Annotated in this window: 20 protein-coding genes and 2 pseudogenes; 15 read left to right on the top strand and 7 right to left on the bottom strand. The window is 72.2% G+C overall.

The genetic code is table 11. From position 1 onward, the window contains the following. Positions 1–38: 38 nt before the first annotated feature. Positions 39–2264 (bottom strand): molybdopterin-dependent oxidoreductase, encoded by a 2226-nt coding sequence (locus BN1555_RS25610; protein WP_093801577.1) that lies wholly within the window; start codon positions 2262–2264, stop codon positions 39–41. Positions 2265–2354: 90 nt separating this feature from the next. Continuing rightward, positions 2355–2963 carry a TetR/AcrR family transcriptional regulator gene (locus tag BN1555_RS25605; protein ID WP_255306158.1) on the bottom strand — a complete coding sequence of 203 codons (609 nt, stop codon included), beginning with the start codon at positions 2961–2963 and terminating at the stop codon, positions 2355–2357. A 117-nt stretch (positions 2964–3080) separates the two neighbouring features. Here BN1555_RS25605 and hmgA point away from each other — a divergent pair, with 117 nt between their 5' ends. The 3 genes and pseudogenes from hmgA to BN1555_RS25590 all read left to right on the top strand — a co-directional run bounded on the left by hmgA (position 3081) and on the right by BN1555_RS25590 (position 6436). After that, on the top strand, positions 3081–4400 hold the full coding sequence (gene hmgA / locus BN1555_RS25600) for a homogentisate 1,2-dioxygenase (RefSeq protein WP_093801575.1): 1320 nt from the start codon (positions 3081–3083) through the stop codon (positions 4398–4400). A 21-nt stretch (positions 4401–4421) separates the two neighbouring features. Further along, positions 4422–5170, top strand: a pseudogene (locus BN1555_RS25595) (GntR family transcriptional regulator). A gap of 33 nt (positions 5171–5203) precedes the next feature. Then, positions 5204–6436 carry a type ISP restriction/modification enzyme gene (locus tag BN1555_RS25590; protein WP_255306157.1) on the top strand — a complete coding sequence of 411 codons (1233 nt, stop codon included), beginning with the start codon at positions 5204–5206 and terminating at the stop codon, positions 6434–6436. A gap of 73 nt (positions 6437–6509) precedes the next feature. On the opposite strand, the gene BN1555_RS25585 is transcribed toward BN1555_RS25590, so the two are convergent. Beyond that, positions 6510–6776 carry a hypothetical protein gene (locus tag BN1555_RS25585; protein WP_093801573.1) on the bottom strand — a complete coding sequence of 89 codons (267 nt, stop codon included), beginning with the start codon at positions 6774–6776 and terminating at the stop codon, positions 6510–6512. A 523-nt stretch (positions 6777–7299) separates the two neighbouring features. Here BN1555_RS25585 and BN1555_RS25575 point away from each other — a divergent pair. Continuing rightward, positions 7300–8502 (top strand): CaiB/BaiF CoA transferase family protein, encoded by a 1203-nt coding sequence (locus BN1555_RS25575; protein WP_093801571.1) that lies wholly within the window; start codon positions 7300–7302, stop codon positions 8500–8502. Positions 8503–8530: 28 nt separating this feature from the next. Here BN1555_RS25575 and BN1555_RS25570 read toward each other — a convergent pair whose 3' ends face one another. Next, positions 8531–8794 carry a hypothetical protein gene (locus tag BN1555_RS25570; protein ID WP_093801570.1) on the bottom strand — a complete coding sequence of 88 codons (264 nt, stop codon included), beginning with the start codon at positions 8792–8794 and terminating at the stop codon, positions 8531–8533. A gap of 591 nt (positions 8795–9385) precedes the next feature. On the opposite strand from BN1555_RS25570, the gene BN1555_RS25565 reads away from it, so the two are divergent. Then, positions 9386–10054 carry a hypothetical protein gene (locus BN1555_RS25565; protein WP_255306485.1) on the top strand — a complete coding sequence of 223 codons (669 nt, stop codon included), beginning with the start codon at positions 9386–9388 and terminating at the stop codon, positions 10052–10054. Here BN1555_RS25565 and BN1555_RS25560 read toward each other — a convergent pair. Continuing rightward, positions 10038–10847, bottom strand: a complete 810-nt coding sequence (locus BN1555_RS25560) for an SGNH/GDSL hydrolase family protein (protein ID WP_093801569.1) — start codon at positions 10845–10847, stop codon at positions 10038–10040. The two genes, BN1555_RS25565 and BN1555_RS25560, sit on opposite strands and share 17 nt — an antisense overlap. A gap of 185 nt (positions 10848–11032) precedes the next feature. On the opposite strand from BN1555_RS25560, the gene BN1555_RS25555 reads away from it, so the two are divergent. The 7 genes from BN1555_RS25555 to BN1555_RS25525 all read left to right on the top strand — a co-directional run bounded on the left by BN1555_RS25555 (position 11033) and on the right by BN1555_RS25525 (position 20355). Beyond that, on the top strand, positions 11033–11446 hold the full coding sequence (locus tag BN1555_RS25555) for a hypothetical protein (protein ID WP_093801568.1): 414 nt from the start codon (positions 11033–11035) through the stop codon (positions 11444–11446). A gap of 1 nt (position 11447) precedes the next feature. Then, the gene (locus BN1555_RS25550) at positions 11448–12557 is read left to right on the top strand and encodes a GNAT family N-acetyltransferase (RefSeq protein ID WP_093801567.1); all 1110 of its coding nucleotides are present in this window, start codon (positions 11448–11450) and stop codon (positions 12555–12557) included. A gap of 115 nt (positions 12558–12672) precedes the next feature. Then, positions 12673–13611, top strand: a complete 939-nt coding sequence (locus BN1555_RS25545; RefSeq protein ID WP_093801566.1) for a transposase family protein — start codon at positions 12673–12675, stop codon at positions 13609–13611. A gap of 220 nt (positions 13612–13831) precedes the next feature. Further along, positions 13832–14650, top strand: coding sequence for a glycosyltransferase family 2 protein (locus BN1555_RS25540; RefSeq protein WP_093801565.1), 819 nt, complete (start codon positions 13832–13834; stop codon positions 14648–14650). Then, positions 14647–15675, top strand: coding sequence for a glycosyltransferase family 2 protein (locus BN1555_RS25535; RefSeq protein ID WP_093801564.1), 1029 nt, complete (start codon positions 14647–14649; stop codon positions 15673–15675). Before BN1555_RS25540 ends, BN1555_RS25535 begins: the two co-directional genes overlap by 4 nt. A gap of 20 nt (positions 15676–15695) precedes the next feature. After that, positions 15696–16472, top strand: a complete 777-nt coding sequence (locus BN1555_RS25530) for a polysaccharide deacetylase family protein (protein WP_093803642.1) — start codon at positions 15696–15698, stop codon at positions 16470–16472. Continuing rightward, entirely contained in the window at positions 16465–20355 is a 3891-nt protein-coding gene (locus BN1555_RS25525) for a polysaccharide biosynthesis C-terminal domain-containing protein (protein WP_093801563.1), read from the top strand. The genes BN1555_RS25530 and BN1555_RS25525 overlap by 8 nt, the downstream gene beginning before the upstream one ends. A 28-nt stretch (positions 20356–20383) precedes the next feature. Here BN1555_RS25525 and BN1555_RS25520 read toward each other — a convergent pair whose 3' ends face one another. Then, positions 20384–21808 carry a glycoside hydrolase family protein gene (locus BN1555_RS25520; RefSeq protein ID WP_093801562.1) on the bottom strand — a complete coding sequence of 475 codons (1425 nt, stop codon included), beginning with the start codon at positions 21806–21808 and terminating at the stop codon, positions 20384–20386. A gap of 140 nt (positions 21809–21948) precedes the next feature. On the opposite strand from BN1555_RS25520, the pseudogene BN1555_RS25515 reads away from it, so the two are divergent. Next, a pseudogene (locus BN1555_RS25515) lies at positions 21949–23057 on the top strand (DUF5925 domain-containing protein). A 254-nt stretch (positions 23058–23311) separates the two neighbouring features. Here the strand turns inward: BN1555_RS25515 and BN1555_RS25510 are convergent. Next, entirely contained in the window at positions 23312–23686 is a 375-nt protein-coding gene (locus BN1555_RS25510; RefSeq protein WP_093803641.1) for a GntR family transcriptional regulator, read from the bottom strand. Positions 23687–23757: 71 nt separating this feature from the next. Between BN1555_RS25510 and BN1555_RS25505 the strand changes: the two genes are divergently transcribed. Together BN1555_RS25505 and BN1555_RS25500 are read left to right on the top strand one after the other, a co-directional pair. After that, on the top strand, positions 23758–24681 hold the full coding sequence (locus BN1555_RS25505) for a GNAT family N-acetyltransferase (protein ID WP_093801561.1): 924 nt from the start codon (positions 23758–23760) through the stop codon (positions 24679–24681). Then, positions 24662–25150 (top strand): ribonuclease FAU-1 family protein, encoded by a 489-nt coding sequence (locus tag BN1555_RS25500; RefSeq protein ID WP_093801560.1) that lies wholly within the window; start codon positions 24662–24664, stop codon positions 25148–25150. The genes BN1555_RS25505 and BN1555_RS25500 overlap by 20 nt, the downstream gene beginning before the upstream one ends. The last annotated feature ends 2 nt before the right edge of the window (positions 25151–25152 follow it).

Genomic DNA, 25152 nt, shown 5'->3' with positions numbered 1-25152 from the left:
AGATGTTGACGTGCGAGCAATAAGCGCAAAACCCCAGGTCACGATATGGGTGCTACGTCGACGGGGAATCCGTTGAGCACCGCCGTGCCGGACAGCGGGTCGAGCCGGCTCCCGTCGAGCAGCTGGTTGACGTTGACGCCGGGGGTGGCGGCGGCGACCGTCATGCGGGCGCCTTCCCGGTCGTGTCCCCAGCCGTGCGGCAGGCTCACCACTCCGGCGCGTACCGCGTCCGTCACCTCCACCACGGCCTCCAGCCCGCCCCCCTCGGCGCTGATGCGGGCAGGCGCCCCGTCGGTGAGACCGAGCCGCGCCGCGTCGTCGGGGTGGACCTGGAGTGTGCAGCGGTTGCTGCCGCCGTTGAGCTTCGCGATGTTGTGCATCCAGCTGTTGTTGGACCGCAGGTGGCGGCGGCCGACGAGCACGAGCGCGGCGGGCCGCCCGTCGAGCGCGCGCCGCAGCCGGGGCAGGTCGGCGGCGATGGGCGCGGGCAGCAGCTCGACCTTCCCGCTGGGGGTCTTGAGGACCTGCGCGAGGCGCGGCCGCAGAGGGCCGAGGTCGATACCGTGCGGGTGCGCGAGGAGATCGTCCAGTACGAGGTCGTACGGACCCAGGCGCAGCATCATGTCGAGGCGCCGCTCGGGTCCGCCGCGCCCGGTGAGTGCGGCGGCGAGCTGCCCGGGGTCGCCCCCGTGGACGGGCGAGTGGGGTGTGGCGACGGCCTTGGTGAGGGCGCGCTCGACGGCGAGGTCGTCGACGGCCGAGGGGTCGGCGCCGTGCATGCCGCCGACCGCGAGGATCAGCCGGGCGTGGATCTCGCCCTCGTCCATCCGCCCGTCCTCCAGGGGGACGGCGGCCGGGGTGTAGCGCACCTGGTTGCGCACGGCGAAGGTGTTGAAGGTGAAGTCGAAGTGCGCGCTCTGCGACGGGGGCGGCGGGGGCAGGACGACATCGGCGTGGCGCGAGGTCTCGTTGAGGTACGGATCGACGCTGACCATGAAGTCGAGGTGCCCGCTCAGGGCGCGGTCGAGGCGGTGGCCGTCGGGCGCGGAGAGCACGGGGTTGGCGGCGATGGTGATCAGCGCGCGCACCCGCCCCTCCCCCGGCGTGTCGATCTCCTCGGCGAGCGCGGCCAGCGGCAGTTCGCCCTTGGTCTCGGGGTGACCGCTCACCCTGCTCTTCCAGCGGCCGAGCGCGAACCCCCTGCCGGGTCCGGCGGGGCGGGGCGCGGGGGCGGTGGCGGAGAGCGGGAAGAGGGCGCCGCCGGGGCGGTCGAGGTTGCCGGTGAGGACGTTCAGTACGTCGACGAGCCAGTTGGCCAGGGTGCCGAACTCGACCGTGGAGCTGCCGACCCGGCCGTACACCGCGGCGGTGGGCGCGGCGGCGAGCCCACGGGCCAGCAGGCGGATCTCGTCGGCGGGCACGTCGCAGGCCGCCGACACCGCTTCGGGGGTGAAGTCCCGTACGGCTTCCCGTACTTCGGCGAACCCTTCGGTCCACTCCTCCAGAACGCCCGGGGCGGTCAGCTTCTCCTCGAAGAGGACCTGGGCCAGTGCGGCGAGCAGCAGCGCGTCCGTACCGGGCCTGATGGGGACGTGCCGGTCGGCGAGCCGGGCGGTGCGGGTGCGGCGCGGATCGACGACGACGAGCGTGCCGCCGCGGCGGCGCAGCGCCTTGAGCCTGCCGGGGAAGTCGGGGGCGGTGCACAGGCTGCCGTTGGAGTCCAGGGGGTTGGCGCCGAGGAGCAGCAGGTGGCTGGTGCGGTCCAGGTCGGGCACCGGGATGGCGAGCGGGTCGCCGAAGAGCAGGCCGCTGGACACGTGCTTGGGCATCTGGTCGACGGTGCTGGCGGTGAAGAGGCTGCGGGTGCGCAGCAGGGAGAGGAGGAGGGGCGGGTAGAGGGCGCCGGCCATGGTGTGGACGTTGGGGTTGCCGAGCACGACACCGACGGAGTCCGGCCCGTGCTCCTCGATCAGCGGCCGCAGCCGGGCGGCGACGAGGTCGAAGGCCTCGCTCCAGGTGGCTTCCCGCAGGACGCCGTCCTCGCGGACGAGGGGTCCGGTGAGCCGGTCGGGGTCGGCGTCGAGGTCCGCGAAGGCGGCGCCCTTGGGACAGACGAAGCCGTGGCTGAAGACGTCGTCACGGTCGCCGCGCGCCGCGGTGACCGTGGTGCCCTCGATGGTGAGGGTCAGGCCGCAGGTGGCTTCGCAGAGCGGGCAGATGCGCAGGGCGGTGCGGGACGCTGTGGCTTCGTCTTGACCGGGCATGGGCCCTCCAGGGCGGCGGCGACGGTGGCGCGGGAGCACAGCCGAGCATACCGACCAGTACGCATGGCGGGGAGGGCCGGACCGGAGAGATCAGTCGAAGATCTTGGCCAGGTAGGCGTGCAGGACGGCCCGGGTCTCGCCGATGAGGTCCGGGTCGCCCGACGGCCGTACGCGGAAGGCCAGTTGGAGGAGGGCGTCGGCGGCCTCGACGGCGACCAGGACCGTCCGGCGCAGGCCGGCGTCCGGGGTGCGGCCGAGGTGGCCGCAGAGCAGCTCGGTCAGGCGGTCGGTGACGCGGTAGTCGATGTCGGCGCCCGGTTCGCCGACCGGGATCTGGACGCCGAAGTCGACGAGGGCGAAGCCGGGGGTGGTGCGCTTCATGGCGATGTACTCGTCGAGCACGGCGTCGATGGCGCCGCGCCAGTCCTCCCCCGGCATCGCGGAGATCCGGCCGCTGATCCGCTCGGCGTAGCGGTCGAGGTTGCGCAGGGCCAGGGCGTCGGCCAGGGCGCGCTTGTTGCTGAAGAAGCGGTAGACGGAGCCGATGGGCACACCCGCGCGGGCGGCGACGGCCCGGGTGCTCAGCCGTTCGTAGCCCCTCTCGTCGAGGAGCTGGGCGCAGGCGTCCAGTATCCGGGCGAGCCGGTCGGCGCTGCGTTGCTGCACGGGGGGTCTGCGGAGCGAGTTCGTCGGGGGCACGGGCCCATGATGCCGACAGTCCCGCGGGCGTGGCACCCGTTGACGGGCGCGCTCCCAAATCCTACTGTCATGCATAGGATTCACGGCAGGATCCCTACGGCACCCCGGGAGCGGACGATGAGCGGCATCGAGCAGGCGAGGAAGACGGCCGAGGGACTGGCCCACTCCTCGGGCTTCGGCAACGAACACAGCTCCGAGGCCGTCCCCGGCGCGCTGCCGCACGGCCGCAACTCGCCCCAGCGCGCACCGCTCGGCCTGTACGCCGAGCAGCTGAGCGGATCGGCCTTCACCGAGCCGCGCGCCCGCAACCGGCGCTCGTGGCTGTACCGGATCAGGCCGTCGGCCGCGCATCCGCCGTTCGTGCGCACCGACAACGGCGCGGTGCGCAGCGCGCCCTTCACCGAGACCGTCCCCGACCCGAACCGGTTGCGCTGGAACCCGCTGCCCGGGCCCGCGCCCGGCACCGACTTCCTGGCCGGCCTGTGGACGGTGGGCGGCAACGGCGACGCGACCCAGCGCACCGGCATGGCGATTCACCTCTACCACGCCGACTCCTCCATGACGGACCGGGTGTTCAGCGACGCGGACGGCGAGCTGCTGATCGTGCCCGAGCGCGGGGGCCTGCTCCTGCGCACCGAGTTCGGCCTGCTGCGCTGCGGCCCCGGGCACATCGCGCTGATCCCGCGCGGGGTGCGGTTCCGCGTGGAGCTGCTCGACGAGAGCGCCCGCGGCTATGTCTGCGAGAACTACGGGCAGCCCTTCCAGCTCCCCGACCTCGGTCCGATCGGCGCCAACGGCCTGGCCAACGCCCGCGACTTCCTGGCTCCGGTGGCCGCGTACGAGGACACCGAGGGCCCGGTCGAAGTCGTCAACAAGTTCTGCGGGAACCTCTGGTCGGCGACGTACGACCACTCCCCCCTCGACGTCGTCGCCTGGCACGGCAATCACGTCCCGTACGTCTACGACCTGCGCCGCTTCAACGTCATCGGCACCATCAGCTACGACCACCCGGACCCGTCGATCTTCACGGTCCTCACCTCGCCGTCCGACACCCCGGGCCTGGCGGGCGTCGACTTCGTCGTCTTCGCGCCGCGCTGGCTGGTCGGCGAAGACACCTTCAGGCCGCCGTACTTCCACCGCAACGTGATGAGCGAGTACATGGGCCTGATCGAGGGCGCGTACGACGCCAAGGCCGAAGGCTTCGTCCCGGGCGGCGGCTCGCTCCACAACATGATGTCGGCGCACGGGCCGGACCGCGAGACCTTCGACCGGGCGAGCGCCGCCGAGCTGAAGCCGCAGAAGATCGACGACGGCCTGGCCTTCATGTTCGAGACGCGCTGGCCGGTCACGGCGACCGCGCAGGCGGCCTCCGCCGGCCATCTCCAGACGGCGTACGACGACGTGTGGCAGGGTCTGCAACGCCACTTCAGGTCGTAGTACCTACGGAGAAATGAAACCGTGACCGCATTCGCCCCCGACTCGCTGGTCCTGAACCGGAAACTGCCGCTCTGGTACCAGGTCTCGCAGTCCCTGCGCGCCTCCATACTGGGCCGCACGCCCGACGCGGCGCTGCGGCTGCCCACCGAGGAGCAGCTCGCCGCGCACTACGGCGTGAGCGTGCTCACCATGCGGCAGGCCCTCAAGGAGCTGGAGGCCGAGGGCCTGATCAGCAGGCACCGGCGGCGCGGTACGTTCATCGAGCCGGGCGCCCGGCGCGGCGCCCCGCGCCGGCTGCTCGGCTCGATCGACGCGATCGTGGCCCAGCAGTCCGGGGAGCTGACGACGATCCTGGGACACGGCCCCGCCCCCGTACCCGGTGAACTCGTCGAGTTCTTCCCGGACACGGACGAGGTCGTCACCTACAAGCGGCTGCGCCGCGACGGGGAGAGCGGCGAGCCGACCAACTGGGCGGAGAACGCGGTGCGTCCGGAGGTCGCCGCCGGCATCGACCTCGCCGATCTCGAACGCTGGCCGATGACGAAGGTGCTGCGCGACGTGGTCGGGGTCGGCATCAGCAAGATCACGGACACGGTCGAGGCGCGGCTGGCCGACCCGGCCACGGCGGACCTGCTGAAGGTCCCCTCCTCAGTCCGATCCTGCACTACACGGGTGTGACGTACGACCGGGAGGGACGGGTCGTGGACGTCGCGCGCATCCGCTACCGGGGCGACCGCTTCTCCTTCTCCGTGACGGTCGACGCGCACTGACCCGCCCCCCGGCCGCGCCACTACGATGCCCGCATGATTGCCCGCATGACGGCGACGCGGCCCGAGACCCCACCGGACCCGCCGGCCCCACTGCTCGGCGAACTGATGCCCTGGTCGGTGGCGCCCTTGCGGCTGGGCCGCGACTGGGTGCTCGCATCGGACAGGCGTACGCTGCGGGCCCGCTGGGACGCCCTGGTACGAGCCCGGGGCGCCGAGCGCGAGGAGCTGTTCGGGCCCACCCGGGCGCGCACGACGCGCACTTCGGTCGCGGCACTGCCCGGCCAGTCCACCGGAACGGGCCGCCTCGCACGGGAGAGCGGCCCCTGCCCGGAGCCGGTCCGGGTCCTCCACGGCCCCTTCGACGAGCAGTGGCTGATCCCGGACCACCGGCTGATCGACGCAGCCCGGCCGGAGCTGTGGCGGGTGGCCGACGGGTCGGACCAGCTCTTCGCCGTCGAGCAGGGGTACGCGCCCGGGGCGGCGGCCGGGCCCGCGCTGCTGGTCAGCGCCCTGCTCCCGGCCGGCCGCTCCCCGGCGGGCCGCCCCGGCCGCATCCACCCGCTGCACCGCCGCCCCGGCGGACGCGAACCCAACCTGGCGCCGGGGCTGCTGCCGCTGCTGAGCGGCCGTTACGGACACGAGGTCGCGGCGGAGGACGTACTGGCGTGGGCCGTCGCCCGCGCGGAGGCGTCACCGCCGGGCGCGGTGGTCGCGCTGCCCGCGGAGCCGGACGTCTGGGCGGCGGGTGTGGAGCTGGGCCGCCGGATGAAGGCGGTGCAGCTGCGGGGCGCCCGGGGCGGGGAGCGCCCGAAGCTGCCCGGCGGGCGCCGCCCGTACGTACGGGCGGCCGTGCCGGCGTGGCCCTCCGCACTGCGGTACGACGCCGAGGCGGAAGTGCTGCACGTCGGGGAGGGCCGCGTCTCGCCCGTACCGGCCACCGCCTGGGAGTTCCGGGTGGGCGGGGTACGGATGCTGGAGCTGTGGTTCGAACGGCGTACGGCGCGGGGCGGCCCGGGCACGCTGGAGGCGATCCGCCCGTCGGCGTGGCCCCAGGAGTGGACGTCGGAGCTCCTCGAACTCGTCACGGTCCTGGCCCTGCTGGCCGGACTGGACGCGGGCCGGGAGGAATTGCGGGAGGGGAAGCAGATCACCCGTGCCGAGCTGACGGAGGCGGGAGTGCTGCCGGTGCCGGATGCGGCGCGCCGCCCGGCGTCGGTCCTGGACCACCAGGAGGAGGGCCCGGAGGGCCAGTTCGCGCTGCTCTAGGACTGCGCGGCGGGCTCCCGCCCCGGGCCGGCGCCCTGTCGCCGAGCCCCCGGCGACGGCCGGGGCCCCGGCGCTAGGGCAGGAAAAGGATGATCACTCCGATGAACCCGACGGCACCGAGGACGGTTCCGGCGACGGCGGTCCGCATACGGCCGACGCCCTGACCGGCACAGTGCATGCCCGCCACCCCGAAGGTGACGGCGAGGGGCCCGGCCATGAGCGCCGGCGGGAACAGGGGCACCCATGGCCATACCGCGGAGACGACACCGAGGACGAGCGAGGTGGGGCCCAGGGCGACGGCGGGCGTGTCGGCCTGGTCGGGCACGGTTGACTCGGGCATGATCCGCTCCCCTTTGAACGCGTTCAAAAGATGTGGCGAGCATACCCACAGCACATGGCCGCGGCACGGTTGGGGCCGGACACGGCGAAGCCCCCGCCGCTCGGGCGAGCCCGCCTTCGCCCGGCTGCCGCACATCAGCGGCGCGGCCGGCACCGCCCGCACCGACGGACTCCTGGAGCGCTTCGAACCCACCGGGGCCGCCGGCCGCCCCGCCCGCACCCGCCCGGGCGGCATGCGCCGCGGCCGACGCGGCGTTCCCGCAGAGGGCGCGCACTCCGCCCGGCCCGCGGCCCGCCCGGAGGCGTGTGCGACCGCCTGGCCGCCGGTACCGCCGGCGCTCTTCGCGCCGCTCACCGTCCGCGCGTACGCGAACAGCGGCCGGTGAGTGGCGGCCTCCGGCCCCGGACGGCCGCCCGCTGCCCGCCGTTGTACGAGTCGGCCGGTTCGCGCGCCACCACCGGCGGGTTTTCCGCCAACGTGTCCGAGTGACAAAGGTGTTACGCACACGGTAGTCAGTGCTGTCATGAGCACTCAGCCCCAGCCCCTCCCCCTGGACGGCATCACCGTCGTCGCCGTCGAGCAAGCCGTGTCGGCGCCCTTCGCCACCCGCCAGCTCGCCGATCTCGGCGCCCGCGTCATCAAGATCGAGCGCCTGGACGGCGGCGACTTCGCCCGTGGTTACGACACCGCCGCGCGGGGCCTCGCCTCGCACTTCGTGTGGTGCAACCGCGGCAAGGAGTCCCTCGCCGTGGACCTGAAGGACCCGCGCGGCCTGGACGTGGTGCGCCGGCTCGTCGCCGGAGCCGATGTGTTCGTGCAGAACCTCGCGAACGGCGCGGCGGCGAGGCTCGGCCTGGACGCCGCGACCCTGTGCGCCGCGCACCCGCGCCTGGTCGCCGTCGACATCTCCGGTTACGGCGCCGACGGGCCGTACGCCGGCAAGCGGGCGTACGACATGCTCGTCCAGTGCGAGGCGGGGCTCGTGTCCGTCACCGGCACGCCCGAGCAGCCCGTCAAGGCGGGGATTCCGGCGGCCGACATCGCGGCGGCGATGTACGCGTTCTCCGGGGTCCTGGCCGCGCTGCTGCGACGCGGAACGACCGGGCTCGGCGGACCGGTCGAGGTCTCGATGCTGGAGGCGCTCGGCGAGTGGATGGGGCATCCGCTGCACCACGGGATGCACGGGGGCGAGGCACCGGCGCGCACCGGGGTCGCGCACGCCGTCATCTCGCCGTACGACGCCTACCCGACGGCGGACGGTGGCCAGGTGCTGCTGTCGGTGCAGAACGACCGGGAGTGGCGGCGCCTGGCCGGGCAGGTGCTCCGGCGGCCGGAGCTGGCGGACGATCCCGCCTTCGCCACGAACACCGCCCGTACGGACAACCGGGCCAAGACGGACGCGGTGGTCGCGGAGGCGCTGGGGGCGATGAGTGCGCCGGAGGCGATCGCGGCGCTGGACGCGGCCGGGATCGCCTGTGCCCGGCTGAACACGGTGGCCGACGTGGCGGCGCATCCGCAGTTGGCGGCGCGCGGCCGCTGGCGGGAGATCGGTTCACCGGCGGGGCCGCTGCGGGCGATGCTGCCGCCGATCACGATGCCGGGCGGGGCGGACCCGCTGATGGGCCCGGTTCCCGCGCTCGGCGAACACACCGACGCGCTGCTGTACGGCCTGGGGATGACGGACGTACAGGTGTCAGCGCTGCGCCGGGACGGTGTGGTCGCCTGAGCGCGTCCGCCACTCCGGTCCGCCCGCGTCAGTGGCGGCTGCCGAAGAGCGAGCGACGCAGCCGCCGCAGCGGGGCGAAGAGCGAGACGCGCGCGCCCCTGCCCGTCCGCGAGTGCGCGACATCACGTGACGTGAGCTCGCGCATCAACAGTGTCGCCTCGGCCGTTTCACCGTGCGGTACGGCTGGTCCGCCGAGCACCGCGAGATGGCGGTCGAGGCGCGAGCTGGTCGCGCTGCTCCCGCATGTGATCGCAGGCACTCGAGGCCTGCTGCGCACCGTTATCTGTTCCATGTCACTCCCCACCCGTACGAGGGCACCCGGCCCGGGCAGGTTAACCCTATCCCCCCGTCCGGACACACATGTATCCCGCCCATGTGATTCACCACCGCAGCAAGGGTGTTGACGGTCACTCTCCGAATACATCTGATTCCAGGGCGAGTTGGACAGTTTACGCACTGCGGCCCCTCGAACGAGCGGCTTGAGGTTCAAGAGGGCTTTATATGGCTTGGGTTGAGCCAGCTTGGAGCGCTTCTGCCGTGATGCCGCTCCCCTGCGGACAGGGGGCCGGCCAGTGAGTGAACAGCCGGGCAGCGAGCAGCGGGTGGTCGCGGGCCGTTACCGCCTGCTGGCACCGCTGGGCAAGGGCGGCATGGGCGTCGCATGGCGCGCCCGCGACGACGTCCTGGGCCGCGAGGTCGCGGTCAAGGAGGTCAGGGCGCCGCCCCGGCTCGGCTCCACCGACGTACGGCGGCTGTACGCACGGCTGGAGCGCGAGGCGCGGGCGGGCGCGCGTCTCCTTCCTCCGGCTCCTTTTCCGCGCCCTCCCCCGCGACGGCCCGCTCCTCCGCCACCGCACAGGACCGGCCGCGGCGGGCCGCCCCGGTGCTGGCGGCGGGGGCGGCCGCGCCGGTGCTCGCCGTCGGGGGCATCACCTGGGCGCCGACGAACGGCGGCGAGGAACCGGGGGCGGCTTCGTGCGGCGCCTCCTCCGGTACAGCCGGCTCCGGCGGCGGCAGCGGTAGCAGTGGCTGCGGCAACGGCAGCGGCGACACCGGAGGAGCCGGGAACAAAGGCGGGACCGGAACCGGGACCGGAGGCGACGGCGGTGGCAACGGGGGTACGGCCACCCCGCCGCAGCAGTCCGCGAGGGTCGGCGTCACGGCGGTGCACGGCAGTTACTCCGGAGTCTGCCCGCCGCCCGGGGCGCGGGCGCCGTCCTTCACGGCGACGTTCACGGTCGGCCGCGTCCCGGCCGAGGGCGCCTACCGGTGGGTGACCGGGAGCGGCGAGTCGTCCGGTCCCGGCTGGAGGACGCTGAGTTTCGGCGCGGACGAGGAGAAGTCGAAGCGGGTGGACCACGCCGAGCTGACGTACGAGGAGGACGGGGCCCTCCACGGCGGGATCGGTGTGGAGGTCAGGGACCCGGTCCGGGTCACTTCGAACACCGTGCCGTTCTCGGTGACCTGCGAGCAGGAGGCCCCGGCCCCGACGGACGGAGCCTCCTACCCGGTCGGCGGGACGGCGGATGAGCAGGTCAGGCAGCGGAGGTGAAGACCGGCAGGTAGCCTCCCGACTGGCCTGCCGCGGTGGGGTGGTAGGACTCTCCGATGTTGGACCACTTCACGCTGTGCAGCCACGGTGCCGACGAGCAGATCTCGTGGCCGGTGAAGGCCTCGGTCACCTGCGCGAAGGTGTAGCCGTGGTCCGCCGCGCGCTTGGCGGTGGCGGCGTTGAGGTGGTCGGAGGCGCCGTTGATCGCGGCGCGCTCTCTCTCGGTGAGCCCGGCGATGCAGCTTCCGCTGAGCTTGTAGAAGCGGGGGTAGCCGAGCACGACGACGTGCGCCGCGGTGGCCTTCGCCCGGATCGCCGAGTACACGGAGTCGAGCCTGCCGGGCAGGGTGGTGTCGACGTAGGCGCGCGCCTCGGCGATCCGGGCCAGGCAGGTGGACTCGGACTGGAGTACGCACGTCGTCATGACGTCCGCGAAGCCTGCGTCGTTGCCGCCGACGGTGAGGGAGACGAGGTCGGTCGAGGCGTTGAGCGGTCCGAGCTGACCGGCTGTCACGTCACCCGTACGAGCGCCCGAGCAAGCGGTGAACGCGAACGTCGAGGGTGAGTGGGACGCCGCCCACAGGGCCGGGTAGGCACGCGTGCTGCGCTTGCAGGCGCCGCTGGCGCTGTCGTAGCTGCCGGCCCCGACACCCGAGGAATAGGAGTCGCCGAGAGCCACGTAGTCCGGGGATTCGGCCTGTTCGGCCGCGTGCGCCGCGCTCGCCCCGGTGAGGGCGAGCGCGGCGGCGAGCAGCAGTGAGGATGAGAACGCCACGATTCGGGACAGTTTCATGGAACCTCCCTTAGCAGGATTTCCGCCTCAACTGTCGTAGCAGTCCCCCTACTTCATCGGAAGTGTCCATGCCAAGAACTTTGGCGGAGGATCTTCCGCACGATCCCTTCGCGTCCTTGACGCGCCCGAGTGGACTGAGCGACATTGAAGCCCGGCATCCGGCGCGTCGGGGGGCAAAGTCGCCAATGCAGGCCATCGGTAACGAACCATCAACTGCTGTCACGGACTCGCTGCCCGTTCTCGCGGGCGCGGCGCTCGCCGTATCGGCGGTCGGCGCCGCCCTGGCGCTCGCCGACCTGGCATCGCCGCTTCGCGCGCCGTTCACTCTCTTCTTCCTGATCGTGGCGCCGGCCTGTGCCGTGGCCGCGGGACTCCGGGGCCTTGAACCACTGGGCCGCCTGGTGGCATCGGCTGCGGGAGCGGTGGCGCTCAACCTGCTGGTCGCCCAGACGATGCTGGCCACGCACACCTGGTCGATCAGGGCCGGGGTCGCGGCGATCGCCGCGATCAGCGCCCTGCTCCTCCTCCTGGCACCGGCCCGGGCACGGATACGGGTACGGCGCCCCGGCGGCCCCACGGCGAGAAGGCGGACCTCCTGACATGGACCTCGACATCGACGTGTACCGTCCCGGCGAGCTCAGCGCCGCCGACCGGGCGGCCTGGACCGCACTGCAGTCCAAGGCCCACCTCCACGGTTCGCCGGAGCTGGCGAATCCCTTCCTCTCCCCGGAGTTCGCACTGGCCGTCGGGCGGTACCGGCGCGGAGTGCGTATAGCCGTCGTACGCGAAGGCGGTGAGCCCGCGGCCTTCTTCCCGCACCAGAGATCCGCCACCGGCGTCGGCCGGGCCGTCGGCCTCGGGGTCTCCGACAGCCAGGGCCTGGTGCACGGACCCGGCTTCACGTGGGACGCGCAGGAGCTGCTGCGGGCGTGCGGGCTCGCCCTGTGGGAGTTCGACCATCTGGCGCAGGGGCAGGAGCCGTTCGAGGCCGGTGCCACGGGCTCGTTCGCCTCACCCGTGATCGACGTCCAGGACGGCTACGAGGCGTACCTCGCGTACCTGCGGAAGAACTCGCCGAAGTTCATCAAGTCGACCCTCCTCAAGGAGCGCAGACTGCTGCGTACGGTCGACGAGCTGAGGTACGTGCACGACGAGCGCGATCCGGCGGCACTGCGCACGCTGATGCGCTGGAAGTCCGCGCAGTACCGCAGGACCGGACGCAGCGACCGCTTCGCCCAGCCCTGGATCACCGGGCTCGTGGAACATCTGTTCCACACCCGGACGGACTCCTTCAGCGGCCTGCTCTCGGTGCTCTACGCGGACGGACGGCCGATCGCCGCGCATTTCGGTCCGCGTTCGGAGAGGATCATCAGCTGCTGGTTCCCGGCCTACGATCCGGAGTTCGCGAAATTCTCGCCCGGTCTGCTGATGCACCTGCGTATCGCCGAAGCCGCCGCCGCGGAAGGCATCGCGTACATCGATCTCGGACGCGGCCAGAAACAGTACAAGGATTCCCTCAAGACCCGGGAAATAACGGTCTCGGAGGGCTGGGTGATGCGCCGTCACCCCATCGCACTCGGACGTTGGGCGCACCGCGCTCCGGTCCGGGCGTTGCGCAATACCGTGGCCGAACGGCCGGAACTGTTCGAACCCGCGGACAGACTGCTCAAACGGATCGGTGAATTCCGATCGGGACGGTTCCGCATGTGACCGTCACTGAGCCTTTCCGATCGTGACCGGATCGGGTGATGGGTGCGGCCGTAACGGCGCGAAGCCCCCTGTCGTCGCGCGGAGTGCCAACTACCGTACATAACAGGGAGTTTCGATGGTCACTTATCGTGCCACGCCGAACGTGCCCTCCGACCTGGCTCCCTGGCTGGAGAACCTGATCGCCGCCCGAAGGGATGAAGCCGAGGGCTCCTGGCGGATACTCACCCCCTGGGACCAGACGGTCCCGGCGCTGGTCCGGATGACCAAGGGCGACACCTTTGAGCAGCTCGGAAAGCACTTCGGCACCTCCATCGACACCGCCTGGCGCTACGTCGACGAAGCGGTTGAGGCCCTGGCCGCGCTCACCCCGACCCTGGAGCAGGTCCTCGCCGCCTCCGGCGAGCGGCGCCGTCCGCTGCTGGACGGCACCCTGATCCCGGCCTGGCGCCGCACCACTGTGGCCACCGGGCAGAACCCGGACCCACTCTACAGCGGCAAGCACCGCGACCACGGCGTGAACGTCCAGGCCCTGACGGCACCCGAGGGCGAGCTGGTCCTCCTGGGCGGGGCCCGGCCCGGCTCCACCCACGACCTGACCGCCGCCCGCGCCGACGGCATCGTCGAAGCGGTCACCGCAGCCGACGTGGAGACCACCGCCGATTCCGGCTACCAGGGAGCCGGCGGCACCGTCCGCACTCCGATCAAGCACCCCAGGGGAAGGGACACAACGGCTGGGAACGGCAGGCCGACTCCGCGCTCGCCAAGCTGCGGGCGGCAGCCGAGCACCCCCTCGCCCAACTCAAGCGGTGGCGCGTCCTCGACCGTCTCCGCATCAGCCCGAACAAAGCCACGGGAATCACGCACGCGGTCTTCGTTGTCAACCGCCAACGATCTTCACTCGTCCCACAGTGGATCTGAAGTGCTCACTGTGTGGCCGAAAACACAAAAAGCAGGGCCGGGATCCCGGTCTTGCCCTACAGTTCCCCTCATCAATACCGTCGTACATCCACCCGCATCGGTCCATCATGCAGAGCGGCTCCAGGGGAGGGCTTGAGCGTCGCGATGGGTACCGGAGCGGAGCGCGGTAGGGGGGTGCCGTGCTCGGTGACCACAACTGTGCCGAGTCGCGGGCCGCGCGCCCAGCAGTACCGACTCGCTCGTCCGGTACGGAGCGACATGCCGTCATGGGCCGAGTGAGAACCCCCCTTTCGAACCGGAAAATCATCCGGACCGCCCGGGGGCGGGCGGTCCACCGGTGGAGAGGGAAAAGACTCATGAGCTCATTCCTCCGCCCTGCGATCGAGGGGCAAGATCCACTCACATCCGGCAGCTACCGGCCCATCTCTTCGCATCTCGCCATCACGCCGCCCGTGAGCGTCGTGATCCCCGCCATGAATGAGGCGAAGAATCTTCCGTACGTCTTCAAGACACTTCCCGCCTGGATCCACGAAGTGATCCTGGTCGACGGGAATTCGACCGACGACACCGTTCAGGTGGCCCGTGACCTCTGGCCGGGAATCAAGGTCGTCAAGCAGCGTGGAAAAGGCAAAGGCGACGCACTGATCAGCGGATTCGCCGCCAGCACCGGTGAGATCATCGTGATGGTCGACGCGGACGGCTCGGCCGACGGCCACGAGATCGTCAGCTACGTGTCGGCGCTCGTCTCGGGGGCCGACTTCGCCAAGGGCTCGCGCTTCGCCAACGGCGGCGGCACGGACGACATGACGCCGGTCCGCAAGCTCGGGAACCGAGTGCTGTGCGCCGTGGTCAACGCCAAGTTCGGCGCCCGCTACACGGACCTGTGCTACGGCTACAACGCCTTCTGGCGCCACTGCCTCGACAAGATCGACCTCGACTGCACCGGCTTCGAGGTCGAGACCCTGATGAACATCCGGGTCGTCAAGGCCGGCCTGCGGGTGCAGGAGATCCCCAGCCACGAGTACGTCCGCATCCACGGCATCAGCAACCTCAGCGCCGTGCGGGACGGGTTCCGCGTCCTCAGAGTGATCCTGAAGGAGCAGGGGAAGCGGCGCGCCGGACGCCGTCGCCCGCCGGCCTTCGCGCCCGGCGCCAGCCGGGGAGAGGTGTCTTGAGCCACCTGGACGTCTCGGTGGTGATCTGCGTGTACACCGAGGACCGCTGGGAGGACATCCTCGCGGCGGTCGGCTCGGTGCGCCGCCAGTCGCGGCCCGCCGCCGAGACGCTGCTGGTCGTCGACCACAACCCGGCGTTGCTGGAGCGGCTCGGCAAGGAGTACGGGAACGGCCTGGAGGAGGTGCGGGTGCTCGCCAACGCGGGCCCCCGCGGCCTCTCCGCGGGCCGCAACACCGGCATCGCCGCGGCCCGCGGCGAGATCGTCGCCTTCCTCGACGACGACGCCGTGGCCGAGCGCGACTGGCTGCTGCACTTCGCCGAGGGGTACGACGATCCGCGCGTGATGGCCGTCGGGGGCCGGACCCTGCCCACCTGGGCGTCCGGCCGCAGGCCGGACTGGTTCCCCGAGGAGTTCGACTGGGTCGTCGGCTGTACGTACAGGGGTCTGCCGCCCGGACGGGTGCGGGTCCGCAACGTCCTCGGCGGGAACGCCTCCTTCCGCAAGTCGGCGTTCGACGTGGCGGGCGGCTTCGCCACCGGCATCGGCAGGAACGGCGACAAGCGGCCGCTGGGCTGCGAGGAGACGGAGCTGTGCATCAGGCTCACCCGGGCCATGCCGGACGCGGTGTTGCTGATCGACGACCGCTCGGTGATCCACCACAAGGTTCCGGCCGCCCGGGAGCGCTTCGGCTACTTCCGTACGCGGACCTACGCCGAGGGGCTGTCGAAAGCGCTCGTGGCGCGGAGTGTGGGCGCGGGCAAGGGACTCGAGTCCGAGCGCCGCTACACGACACGGGTACTGCCCGCCGGTGTCGCCCGGGGGCTGCGCGACGCGGCCCTCGGCCGGCCGGGCGGCGCGGGCCGGGCCGGGGCCATCGTGGCGGGAGTGGCGGCCGCGGCGGGCGGGTATGTGCTCGGGAGCGTCCGGGCCCGCAGGAACGGGAGCTCGTTCTCGGTGCCGGGTGCGCCCTCCGCAGCCCTCCCGGCCTCCGGAGGACCGCATGCGCGAGGTGAGACACGGTGAACGGGCCGGTACCGATCCTGATGTACCACGCGGTGGGGCACCGGCCCGCGAAGGCGACGTACGGCCTCTCGGTCTCCCCCGAGGCGTTCGCCGAGCAGATGGAACTGCTCGACGCGCGCGGTTTCACCCCGCTCACCACGGCGCAGCTGGGCGCGGCCTGGCGGGGCGGCGGCACGCTGCCGGGGCGGCCGGTGCTGATCACCTTCGACGACGGTTACGAGGGCGTGCACCGGCACGCCCTCCCCGCCCTCGCCCGGCACGGTTTCGCGGCCACCCTGTTCGTCTCGACGGGCTGGCTGCGCGGTCCGTACGCCGACGGGGGACCGCCTCCGGACACCATGCTGGACTGGGACCAGGTGCGGGATCTCGCGGCCGCCGGAACCGAGATCGGCGGCCACAGCCACACCCACCCGCAGATGGACCAGCTCACGGACGAGGAGCTGTGGTCCGAGACGCGGCGCTGCCGGGAGATCGTCGCGGAGGAGGTGGGCACCCGGCCCGTCTCCTTCGCCTATCCGTACGGCTACTCCAGCCGGCGCGTGCGCCGTACGGTGCGCGAGGCCGGGTTCGCGCAGTCGCTCGCCGTGGGCAACGCGCTCGCCGAGCGGCGCCAGGGGCCTTACGCCCTGGAGCGGGTGACCGTACAGCGCAGTACCGGTATCGAGGAGTTCGAGCGGCTGGTGGAGGGCCGGTCGATCGCCCGTGACTTCGCCGGGGACCGGATCCTCACCAAGGGATACGCCATGGTCCGCAGGGCCCGGGCGGCCGGCCGGAAGGTAAGCAGAATCCGTGTCTGACACGACCACCGCCCGGGCCGGGAGCGCCGGGAGCCCGGCGACGGAGAACCGGCCGCCGTCCGGGCGCCGTCTGCGCCTGCCGGGGAAGGGTGATGGGAATCCGCTCTTCCGCAACGCCTACGCGCTGATGCTCAACACGGGGGTCAGCGCGCTGCTCGGCCTGGGTTTCTGGCTGGCCGCGGCCCGGTACTACTCGGAGTCCGCGGTCGGCCAGGGTTCGGCGGCCATCGCCGCGATGAAGCTGCTGGCCGGCCTGACCGCGCTGACGCTCACCGGGGCGCTGGCGCGCTTCATCCCGGTGGCGGGGCGCAGGACCGGGCGGCTGGTCCTCCAGACGTACGCGGGCAGCTCCGTGGTGGTCGCGGGCGCGGCCCTGGTCTTCCTGTCCACGCTCGGCCTGTGGGGCCCTTCGTACAGCTTCCTGCACGGCCCGCTGAACGGCCTCGGGTTCGTAGTGGCCGTCGTCGCCTGGTCGTTGCTCACGCTCCAGGACGGGGTGCTGACGGGCCTGCGCAGCGCCCTGTGGGTGCCCGTCGGCAACACCGTCTTCTCCGCCGTCAAGCTGGTGCTGCTGATCCTGATCGCGGCCTCCGTCCCGACCGCGGGCGTCTTCGTCTCGTGGATCGCGGCGATCGCCGTGTCCGTGATCCCGCTGGGCTGGCTGGTCTTCCGGCGCCTGGTGCCGCGCCATGTGAGGGCCACCGAGGCCACGGCGCGGCCGCCGACGCTGCGGCAGATGGGACGTTTCCTGGCCGGTGACTACACCGGTTCGCTGTTCTCGCTGGCCGTCGTCTACGCGGTGCCGGTGATCGTCGCCTCGCAGGTTGGTTCCGAGGACAACGCGTACTTCTACATCACCACGACCATCGGCGGCACGGTCAACCTGCTCGCGATCAACATGGGTGCCTCGCTGACCGTGGAAGGCGCGCACGACCCGTCCGCCCTCGCCCAGAACTGCCGAGCCGCGCTGCGCCGCATGGCACGCATCATGCTGCCGGTCGCGGCCGTCCTGTTCTTCGGCGCCCCCTACATCCTGGGCGTGTTCGGCGAGGGTTACGCGGACGCCGCGACCCCGCTGCTGCGCTGGTTCGCCGTCGGCGCACTGCTGCGCGTCGTCATAGAGGTGTACTTCGCGGTCCTGCGCGCCCAGAGCCGCACCTCGGGGCTCGCCTACCTCCAGGGCGGGCTGTGCGTCCTGGTGCTCGGCCTGACGTTGCTGCTGCTGCCTCGCATGGGGCTCGTGGGGGCGGGTGTCGCGGAGGTCTCCAGCCTGGCGGTCGTGGCCTCGGTCGCGGGCGTGATGCTGTACCGGGTGGTGCGGTCGGCGCCGCCCGCCGCTGCCGGTGTCGCGGACGCGGGGACTCCTGACGGTGGCCCGGAGGCCGGCGGCGAAGCGGCCGGCTCCCCCGGCGGTGACCGTACGGACGGGGAAAGGCCGTCCGGCGGCGAGTCCGGAGCACGCCGGGCGCTGCGCTCGGCGCTCGGTCCGCCCACGATGCCCCTCGGGGCACGGCTGGACTTCGACCACCCGGAGCGCAGGCCCGATGTGCGGCCGGGACCGGAGACTCCGGCCGCCGGCACGCCCGCGCCGGTGAACGGCGGGAGCGGAGCGGCCGAGGCGGACGGCAGGGCGGGCGGGGCCGACGGGAGCGGCGGCCACCGGCCGACATGGGCGCTCAGGTCGCCGCTGCCCCCGCTGCCCGGAGCGATTCCGTCACCCCGCTCCGCCCCGTCCGTACCGGCTCCCGCGCCCTCTCCCGAGGCGAGTGAGAAACTCGCGGTGCGGGGGGAGCGCACGGCGGGCGAGGGGGCCGGGGCGACGGCCTCACAGGCGCAGGACGCACCGCCCGCGCCCCGCCGCACCCCGCTCCGCCTCCGCGCCCCCGAACTGGGCGTGGGACTGCTGCTCCTGGCCGCGCTCGCCCTGTACTGGCTGCCCGCGCGGGGCATCGGTGAGGACGACCTGGAGCACATCGGCGGCCTCGGGCTGGTCTCCGTCCTTTCGCAGGCGACCCTGCTCGGCGCGGGGCTGCTCGCGCTGTCCTTCGCCTCGCTGCTGTGGCTGGACCGGCCGCGGACCGTACTGCTGACGGTGGCACTGCTCGCCACGGTGGTGTCGCTGCACGCGCTGCCCGCCGTGCTGGAGGCCGAGCCGCGGTTCCCGACGGCGTGGCAGCACCTGGGCTTCATGGACTACATCGACCGGACCGGCACGGCGGCGCCCGACCTCGACGCCCGCTGGAGCTGGCCCGGCTTCTTCGCCCTGGCCACCTTCGTCGCCGAGGCGTGCGGAGTCTCCGACATGTCACCGGTGATCCGGTGGTGGCCCCTGGCCATGCAGCTGCTCTACCTGCCGCCGCTGTTCCTGCTGACGCGCTCGATGCGGGCGAGCTGGCGGGCCAAGTGGGCGGGGGCCTGGATCTTCGTCCTGAGCGGCTGGGTCGGCCAGGACTACTTCTCGCCGCAGGGCTTCACATACGGGATGTACCTCGCCTTCGTGGCGGTGCTGCTCGTCTGGTTCCGCGAGCCACGGGTGCTGTGGGCCGGCCGGCGCCCCGGCGAGACCGAGGTCAGGCCGGCCGGGCGGCGCGAGAAGGCGGTGCTGCTGCTGGTGCTGATCGGGCTCTTCGCCGCCACCGTTCCGGCCCACCAGCTCACGCCGTTCGTGATGCTCGGAGTGCTCACCGTCCTGGTGGTGGCGGGCCGCTCGACGCTGCGCGGGCTGCCGGTGCTGTTCGCCGTCATGGTCGCGGTCTGGATCGGTTTCTTCGCCGAGCCGTACTGGTCGGGGCACTTCGACGAGCTGTTCGGCGGCGTCGGCGGCCTCGGCAGCAATGTGACGTCGTCCGTCTCCGGCCGTATCGAGGGCGGGAGTTCGACGCACAAGCTGGTGCTGTACGTCCGGGTCGCGATGGCCGGCGGTGTGATGGCCCTGGCGTGCTGGGGCTGGTGGCGGCGGCGCTTCGCCGGCTACGGCGAGCGCTCGCTCCTGGTGCTGGCGTTCGTGCCGTTCCTGGGCTTCGGCATGCAGTCGTACGGCGGTGAAATGGCCCTGCGCGTCTTCATGTTCGCGCTGCCGGGCGCGGCCCTGCTGGCCGGGCTCGCGCTCTTCCCGCGGACCGGCGCCACCACCGCCGAGCGGGAGGCGGACCGGCGGAGTCTCGCGCCGCTCGCCGCGCTGCTGACGGGGCTGCTCCTGATGGGCGGCTTCCTGGTCTCCCGCTGGGGCAACGAGTCCTTCGAGCGGACCAGGAGCGGCGAGGTCGCGGCGATGGAGTTCGTGTACGCGCACGACGACCCGTCGGTGCGGCTGCTGTGGATGAGCAGCGACACCCTGAACAGCGTGACACCCGCGATCCCCTGGGGCGCACGGGACATGGAGAAGGTCACCTACGTGCCGACGCTCGCCCCCGTCGATCCGGTGCTGGTGGCCGGGCTGGTCAAGTCGCTCAAGGAGGCGGGCCCGAACTCGTACCTCATGGTCAACCGGAGCCAGTCGACCTATCTGCGGCTCGACTCGGGCTACTCGGACACCTGGGAGAAGCGGCTGACCGCCAATCTCGACAAGCGGCCCGAGCTCGAGAAGGTCCTGTCGAACGCGGGCGTGTCGATGTACGCGCTGCGCGAGCGGCCCGACGGCCCGGTCGAGAAGCCGCAGCCGGGCCCGCCGGGTCCGAAGATCACCTGGACGCCGTGGTCGATGGTGGGCGCGCTGGCCGCCCTGACGCTGATCGTGCTGCTGGCGGCGCGGGAAGTCGTGCGGGTGGCGGTGGCGCCGGGCGTACGGCAGCTGCGGTGGCTGCAGAGCACGTTCTGGTTCTCGCTGCCGCTGCTGGCCGTACTGCTGGCCTCGCTGGTGCAGCGCTTCATGACGATGGCGTGAGGGCGGAGGAAGGCGGGCCGGCGTGGCTTCAGCGCGCCAGCCACCTCACCTCGTAGCCCCGCATGCCGAAGGAGTTCCCGTCGACCTCGGCCTGGACGGGCCGGCCGAGGGTGTTCACCACCAGGACGGTCTCGTCGTCGGCCAGGACGCGTACGTCGGACGCGTCGTCGGCGGCGACCCGCACCGCGTCGTCGTACCGGGTGCCCGGCGGGAACTCCCTCGCGAACCGCGACAGCAGCTCCAGCATGGGCAGCGCCCCGCCGCCGTCGGCCAGCTGGGTGGGGCGCCACAGACAGCCGGCGCACCGCGCTCCCCTGTTCTGCGGATTCCAGTAGAAGGCCGTGCTCGCGCCGCCGCGGGCCATTGCCATCAGCGCCGAGGCGTGCACGGCGACGCGGTGCGGTTCGCTCCAGCCGTCGCGGTCGTCGTCGTCGTCGCCCGGCTCGACGTAGTACTCCGCCCACCACACCGGCAGCCCGCCGGACCGGTCGCGGACCCACTCGCTCACCGCGGTCAGCTTGTCCGTGGCCCGGAACTCGTCGGGCAGCAGCTCGTCGTCCCGGGTGTAGCTGGAGCCGTCGACGACGACGAAGTCGGCGCCCCTCTTGTTCTTGTTCCAGTAGGTGTAGGCGTCGAGGACCCGCTGGTCGACGCTGCCCCAGGGGCCCTTGAGAGCGGAGGCGTACGTCGTGTCGCGCGGCTCGGAGCTGTCCATGACGAGGTACGGACCGCCGACGAGATTCTCCTTGTCGGCCTTCTTCAGCTCGGCGTACACCAGGTTGTAGAGCTCGGTGTAGCCCTCGTAGTCCCAGCGTTCGCGGCCGTCGTCGAAGAAGCCCTTGAACTCGTTCCAGACGATGAAGTGCCGTACGTCGGGGTAGCGTCTGGCCACCGTGCCGGCGAGCTTCGCGAAGTCCTCGTAGTGCTCGGGGCTCGGCGCGGTCTCCAGGGACCTCTTGCTCCAGTCGGTGTTGTCCGCCCCCGCTCTGCCGCCCTTCATCCAGTCGGGCGCGCAGCACAGCGTGATGACCGGGATGCCGCCCGTCCTGCGGATCAGGTCGACGCGGCTGTCCAGCTCGTCGAACCGGTACCGGCCCGGAGAAGGCTCCGGGTTCTCCGCGCCCCACCCCATGATGTGCTGGATCTGGGGCAGGGGCGTCGCGGACAGCGTGTCCTCGGCTCTGCGCAGGGTGGCGGCGGTGCCCTCGTCGGCGCTGTACTGCGTGTGCGTGAAGCCCCAGCCGAGTGCGGACTCCGGTGCGGCCGACGGCACCACGGGGGTGCCGTGCACCTTGTCGCCGTCGGTGGTGGTGCCGGCGTCGCCGCCGCGGCTGTCCCCGTCGGGAAGAGTCGCGCACATCGTCAGTACGAGGGCGATCGCGGCCACGCCCACGCCGATCAGCGCGGTGAACCGCCACCGCCTTGCCCCGGAGTCCCACCCATGGCGTCCCATCACCGGCCAGCGTATCGGCGGGGGGTGGCATTCCGGCAGGCACCAGAGGAACGGGCATGTAACGGCACGGCCTTCCGTGGAACGGATGAACGTGTGAAACCCGGGTGCACGGGGCGGCCCCGTGCCGGATCATGGGCGCCATGTCCGAACCCCCTGAGGCCGCTCTGCCGATCCGGCTGAACGTCGACGACAGTGACTCGCCGTCGGACGTCGTCGACGCGCTGTTCCTCGGCCGCTTCGCGACGGGCGAGCAGCCGTACTCCCACAGCAAGTCGATCGACCGCGTCAAACCCGGCGCCACCCTCCTCCCGCCGTCCGCGAAGGTCCTGCGCGCGGCCCGCGACGACGACCGCAGCGCGACCCTCGCCGAGGGCGAGGGATGGACGCTGCTGGTGTCCCGCTGGACACGCGGCGCGGACGTCACCGTCACCGCCGTCACCTCAGATCTCGCGGAGGAGATCCTGAAGCAGGCCACGAACGGCGCGCAGGACGAACCCGAACCGCAGCCCGAGAACGTCACGATGGGCTTCTGGTACGTCTCCCGCGCCGGGGCCCGCACCGCACCACCCGGCAGATCGCCGCCGGTGCGTGGGACGAGGTGCGGTCCAACTACACGGCGCCGGTGGCCGACGCCATGGACCGGCTGATGAAGGTGACACCGGACGACATCGCGGGCCGCCTGCTCCTGCTGCACGGCCCGCCCGGTACGGGCAAGACGTCCGCGCTGCGCACACTGGCCCGCTCGTGGCGGGACTGGTGCCAGGTCGACTGCGTACTGGACCCGGAGCGGCTTTTCAACGACGTCGGCTACCTGATGGACATCGCGATCGGCGAGGACGACGGCTCGGCGAAGGGGCGCTGGCGGCTGCTCCTGCTGGAGGACTGCGACGAGCTGATCAGGGGCGAGGCGAAGCACACGGCGGGCCAGGCGCTCTCCCGCCTGCTGAACCTGACGGACGGTCTGCTGGGCCAGGGCCGCAACGTCCTGGTCGGCGTCACCACCAACGAGGACCTGGAGCGTCTCCATCCGGCGGTGGTGCGGCCCGGGCGCTGCATGGCGCGCATCGAAGTCGGCCCGCTGACGCGCGCGGAGGCGGTGGACTGGCTCGGCAGGGAGGCCCACGGCCAGGAGGAAGCCGTCGGCCGCGACGGTGCGACGCTGGCGGAGCTGTACGCGCTGCGCCGCGGCAGTGGTCCGGCGTCGGTCCCGCCGCAGCACGAGGGCTCGGAGGCGGGCCTTTACCTGTAGCCTCCGGCGGTTTCCCCCACCCTGCCCCACCTCGCCCCGCCCGTTCCCGTGACCGGTGTCCGCCCAGGGCCCCGGGCGTCCTTCGGCCGTTGACCCCAACCGCCGGACGGGCTCGATGCGGCGGCAGCTCTCAGCCCGTCCGGCGTTCGAGGACCGGAGTCCGGGGCGGAAAGGGCCGGGGAGGGGGGTCGGAGGGGAAACAAGCCCCGCGCAGCGCCACCCGCCCCCACCGCGCACCGCACTACGGCACCGCACTACACCTCGTACACCGCCCGCAGCGCGTCCTCGACCAGCGCCCGTGCGTCCGCCCGGCTGAGACCGAGCCGCCGGGCCCGCTCCGCGTACGCCTGCGCCGCCCCCGCCGCCTCCCTGCGCGCCGCATCCCCCGCCGCCGCGACGAACGTCCCGTTCCGCCCCCGCGTCTCGACCACCCCGTCGCTCTCCAGCGCGCGGTACGCCTTCGCGACGGTGTTCGCGGCAAGGCCCAGTTCTTCCGCGAGGCCACGTACGGTCGGGAGTCTGCAGCCCACCGGCAGCGCACCGGCGCGGGCCTGTTCCGCGATCTGGGCGCGCAGTTGCTCGTACGGCGCGATACCCGCGTCCCCGTCAATGGCGATCTTCAAAGTCACGATCCGATTGTCCCCCACGCGTGGAAAAAAAGGGGGGCACCGGGGATCGGCCCGCGCATAGCCTGCCCCCCATGACGACGTTGACCGTTCGCGACTTCGTGCCCGCCGACACCGACGCCTGGATCAGGGTGCGCCGTGCCGCCGTCCCCTTCATGGTCGTGACCCCGGAGTCCGTGGCCTTCGAGCGGAGCACCGCCCATCCGGACAAGAAGGTGCGCATGCTGGTGGCCGAGCGGGACGGGGAAGTCATCGGCACGGCTTTCGCCGGTATCGCGTACGACAGCGCCGATCCGGGCCAGGCGTACGTCACCCCGTACATCCACCCCGACCACCGCGGCCGGGGCGCGGGGTCGCTGCTGCTGCGCGCGGCGGAGGAGCATCTCGACGCGGAGGGCGCCACGTCGGTCTACGCCTGGGTGGTGGACGCACCCCCCTCGCGCGCCTTCGCCGAGAGGCGCGGCTACCGGCCGACCCGCTCCCTGCACTTCCAACACCTCGACCTGGCGCAAGAACCGCTCCCCCAGCGACAGCCGCTCCCCGCCGGGGTGGAGCTCCGCACCGCCGCGGACTTCCTGGACGACCCGCGGCCGATGTTCGAGGCCGACGCGGAGACCACCTCCGACGAGCCGGGCGACATCAGCACGGACTTCACCGATTACGACGACTGGATCAGCCACACCTGGAACAACCCGCTCCTCGACCACCGCCTCTCCACGGTCGTGGTGGCCGACGGACAGGTCGCGGCGTTCACGGCGGTCCACACGGACGGCCGCACCCGCTACTGGTCCGGCATGACCGGCACCCTGCGCGCCCACCGCAACCGGGGCTTCGCGAAGCTGGCCAAGACCGACTCCCTGCACCGCGCCCGCGCCGCCGGCTACACGGACGCGTACACGAGCAACGACGCGGACAACGGTCCGATGCTCGCCGTCAACCAGTGGTTCGGATACGAGATCTGCGCCTCGGAGGTACGCCATGTCCGCAAGCTCGGTTGAGATAGCCCTCGTCAAGGCCGGCCGTACGAAGATCCGCTACCCGGCGTCCGTGGTCTTCGACGACGGCACACACCTGGTGGTGCGGGCGCCGTGGGCGGCGCCGGGGGTACGGGACTTCGGCTTCGTACGGTTCGAGCCCGGCGACGTCTTCACGGAGCACTACTGGCGGGACCGGTGGTACGCCGTCAAGGAGGTCAGGACGGCGGACGGCACGCTGAAGGGCTGGTACTGCGACGTGACGCGCCCGGCGGTCGTGAGTGACGGCCGGGTGGAAGTCGAGGACCTGGACCTCGACCTGTGGCTGTCGGCGGACGGCTCCACCGTCCTGCGGCTGGACGAGGGCGAGTTCGAGGCGAGCGGCCTGGCGGACCGCGATCCGCAGGCGGCGGCCGAGGCCCGTCGCACACTCGACGCCCTGGAAGCCCTCGCCCGCCGCGGTCCGGGCTTCGCCGAGGCGCTCAGCCACTGAGG

It is taken from the genome of Streptomyces sp. Wb2n-11 (assembly GCF_001049855.1).
GTDB classification, from domain to species: Bacteria; Actinomycetota; Actinomycetes; order Streptomycetales; family Streptomycetaceae; genus Streptomyces; species Streptomyces altiplanensis.
This window is presented reverse-complemented; position numbering and strand designations above follow the sequence as displayed.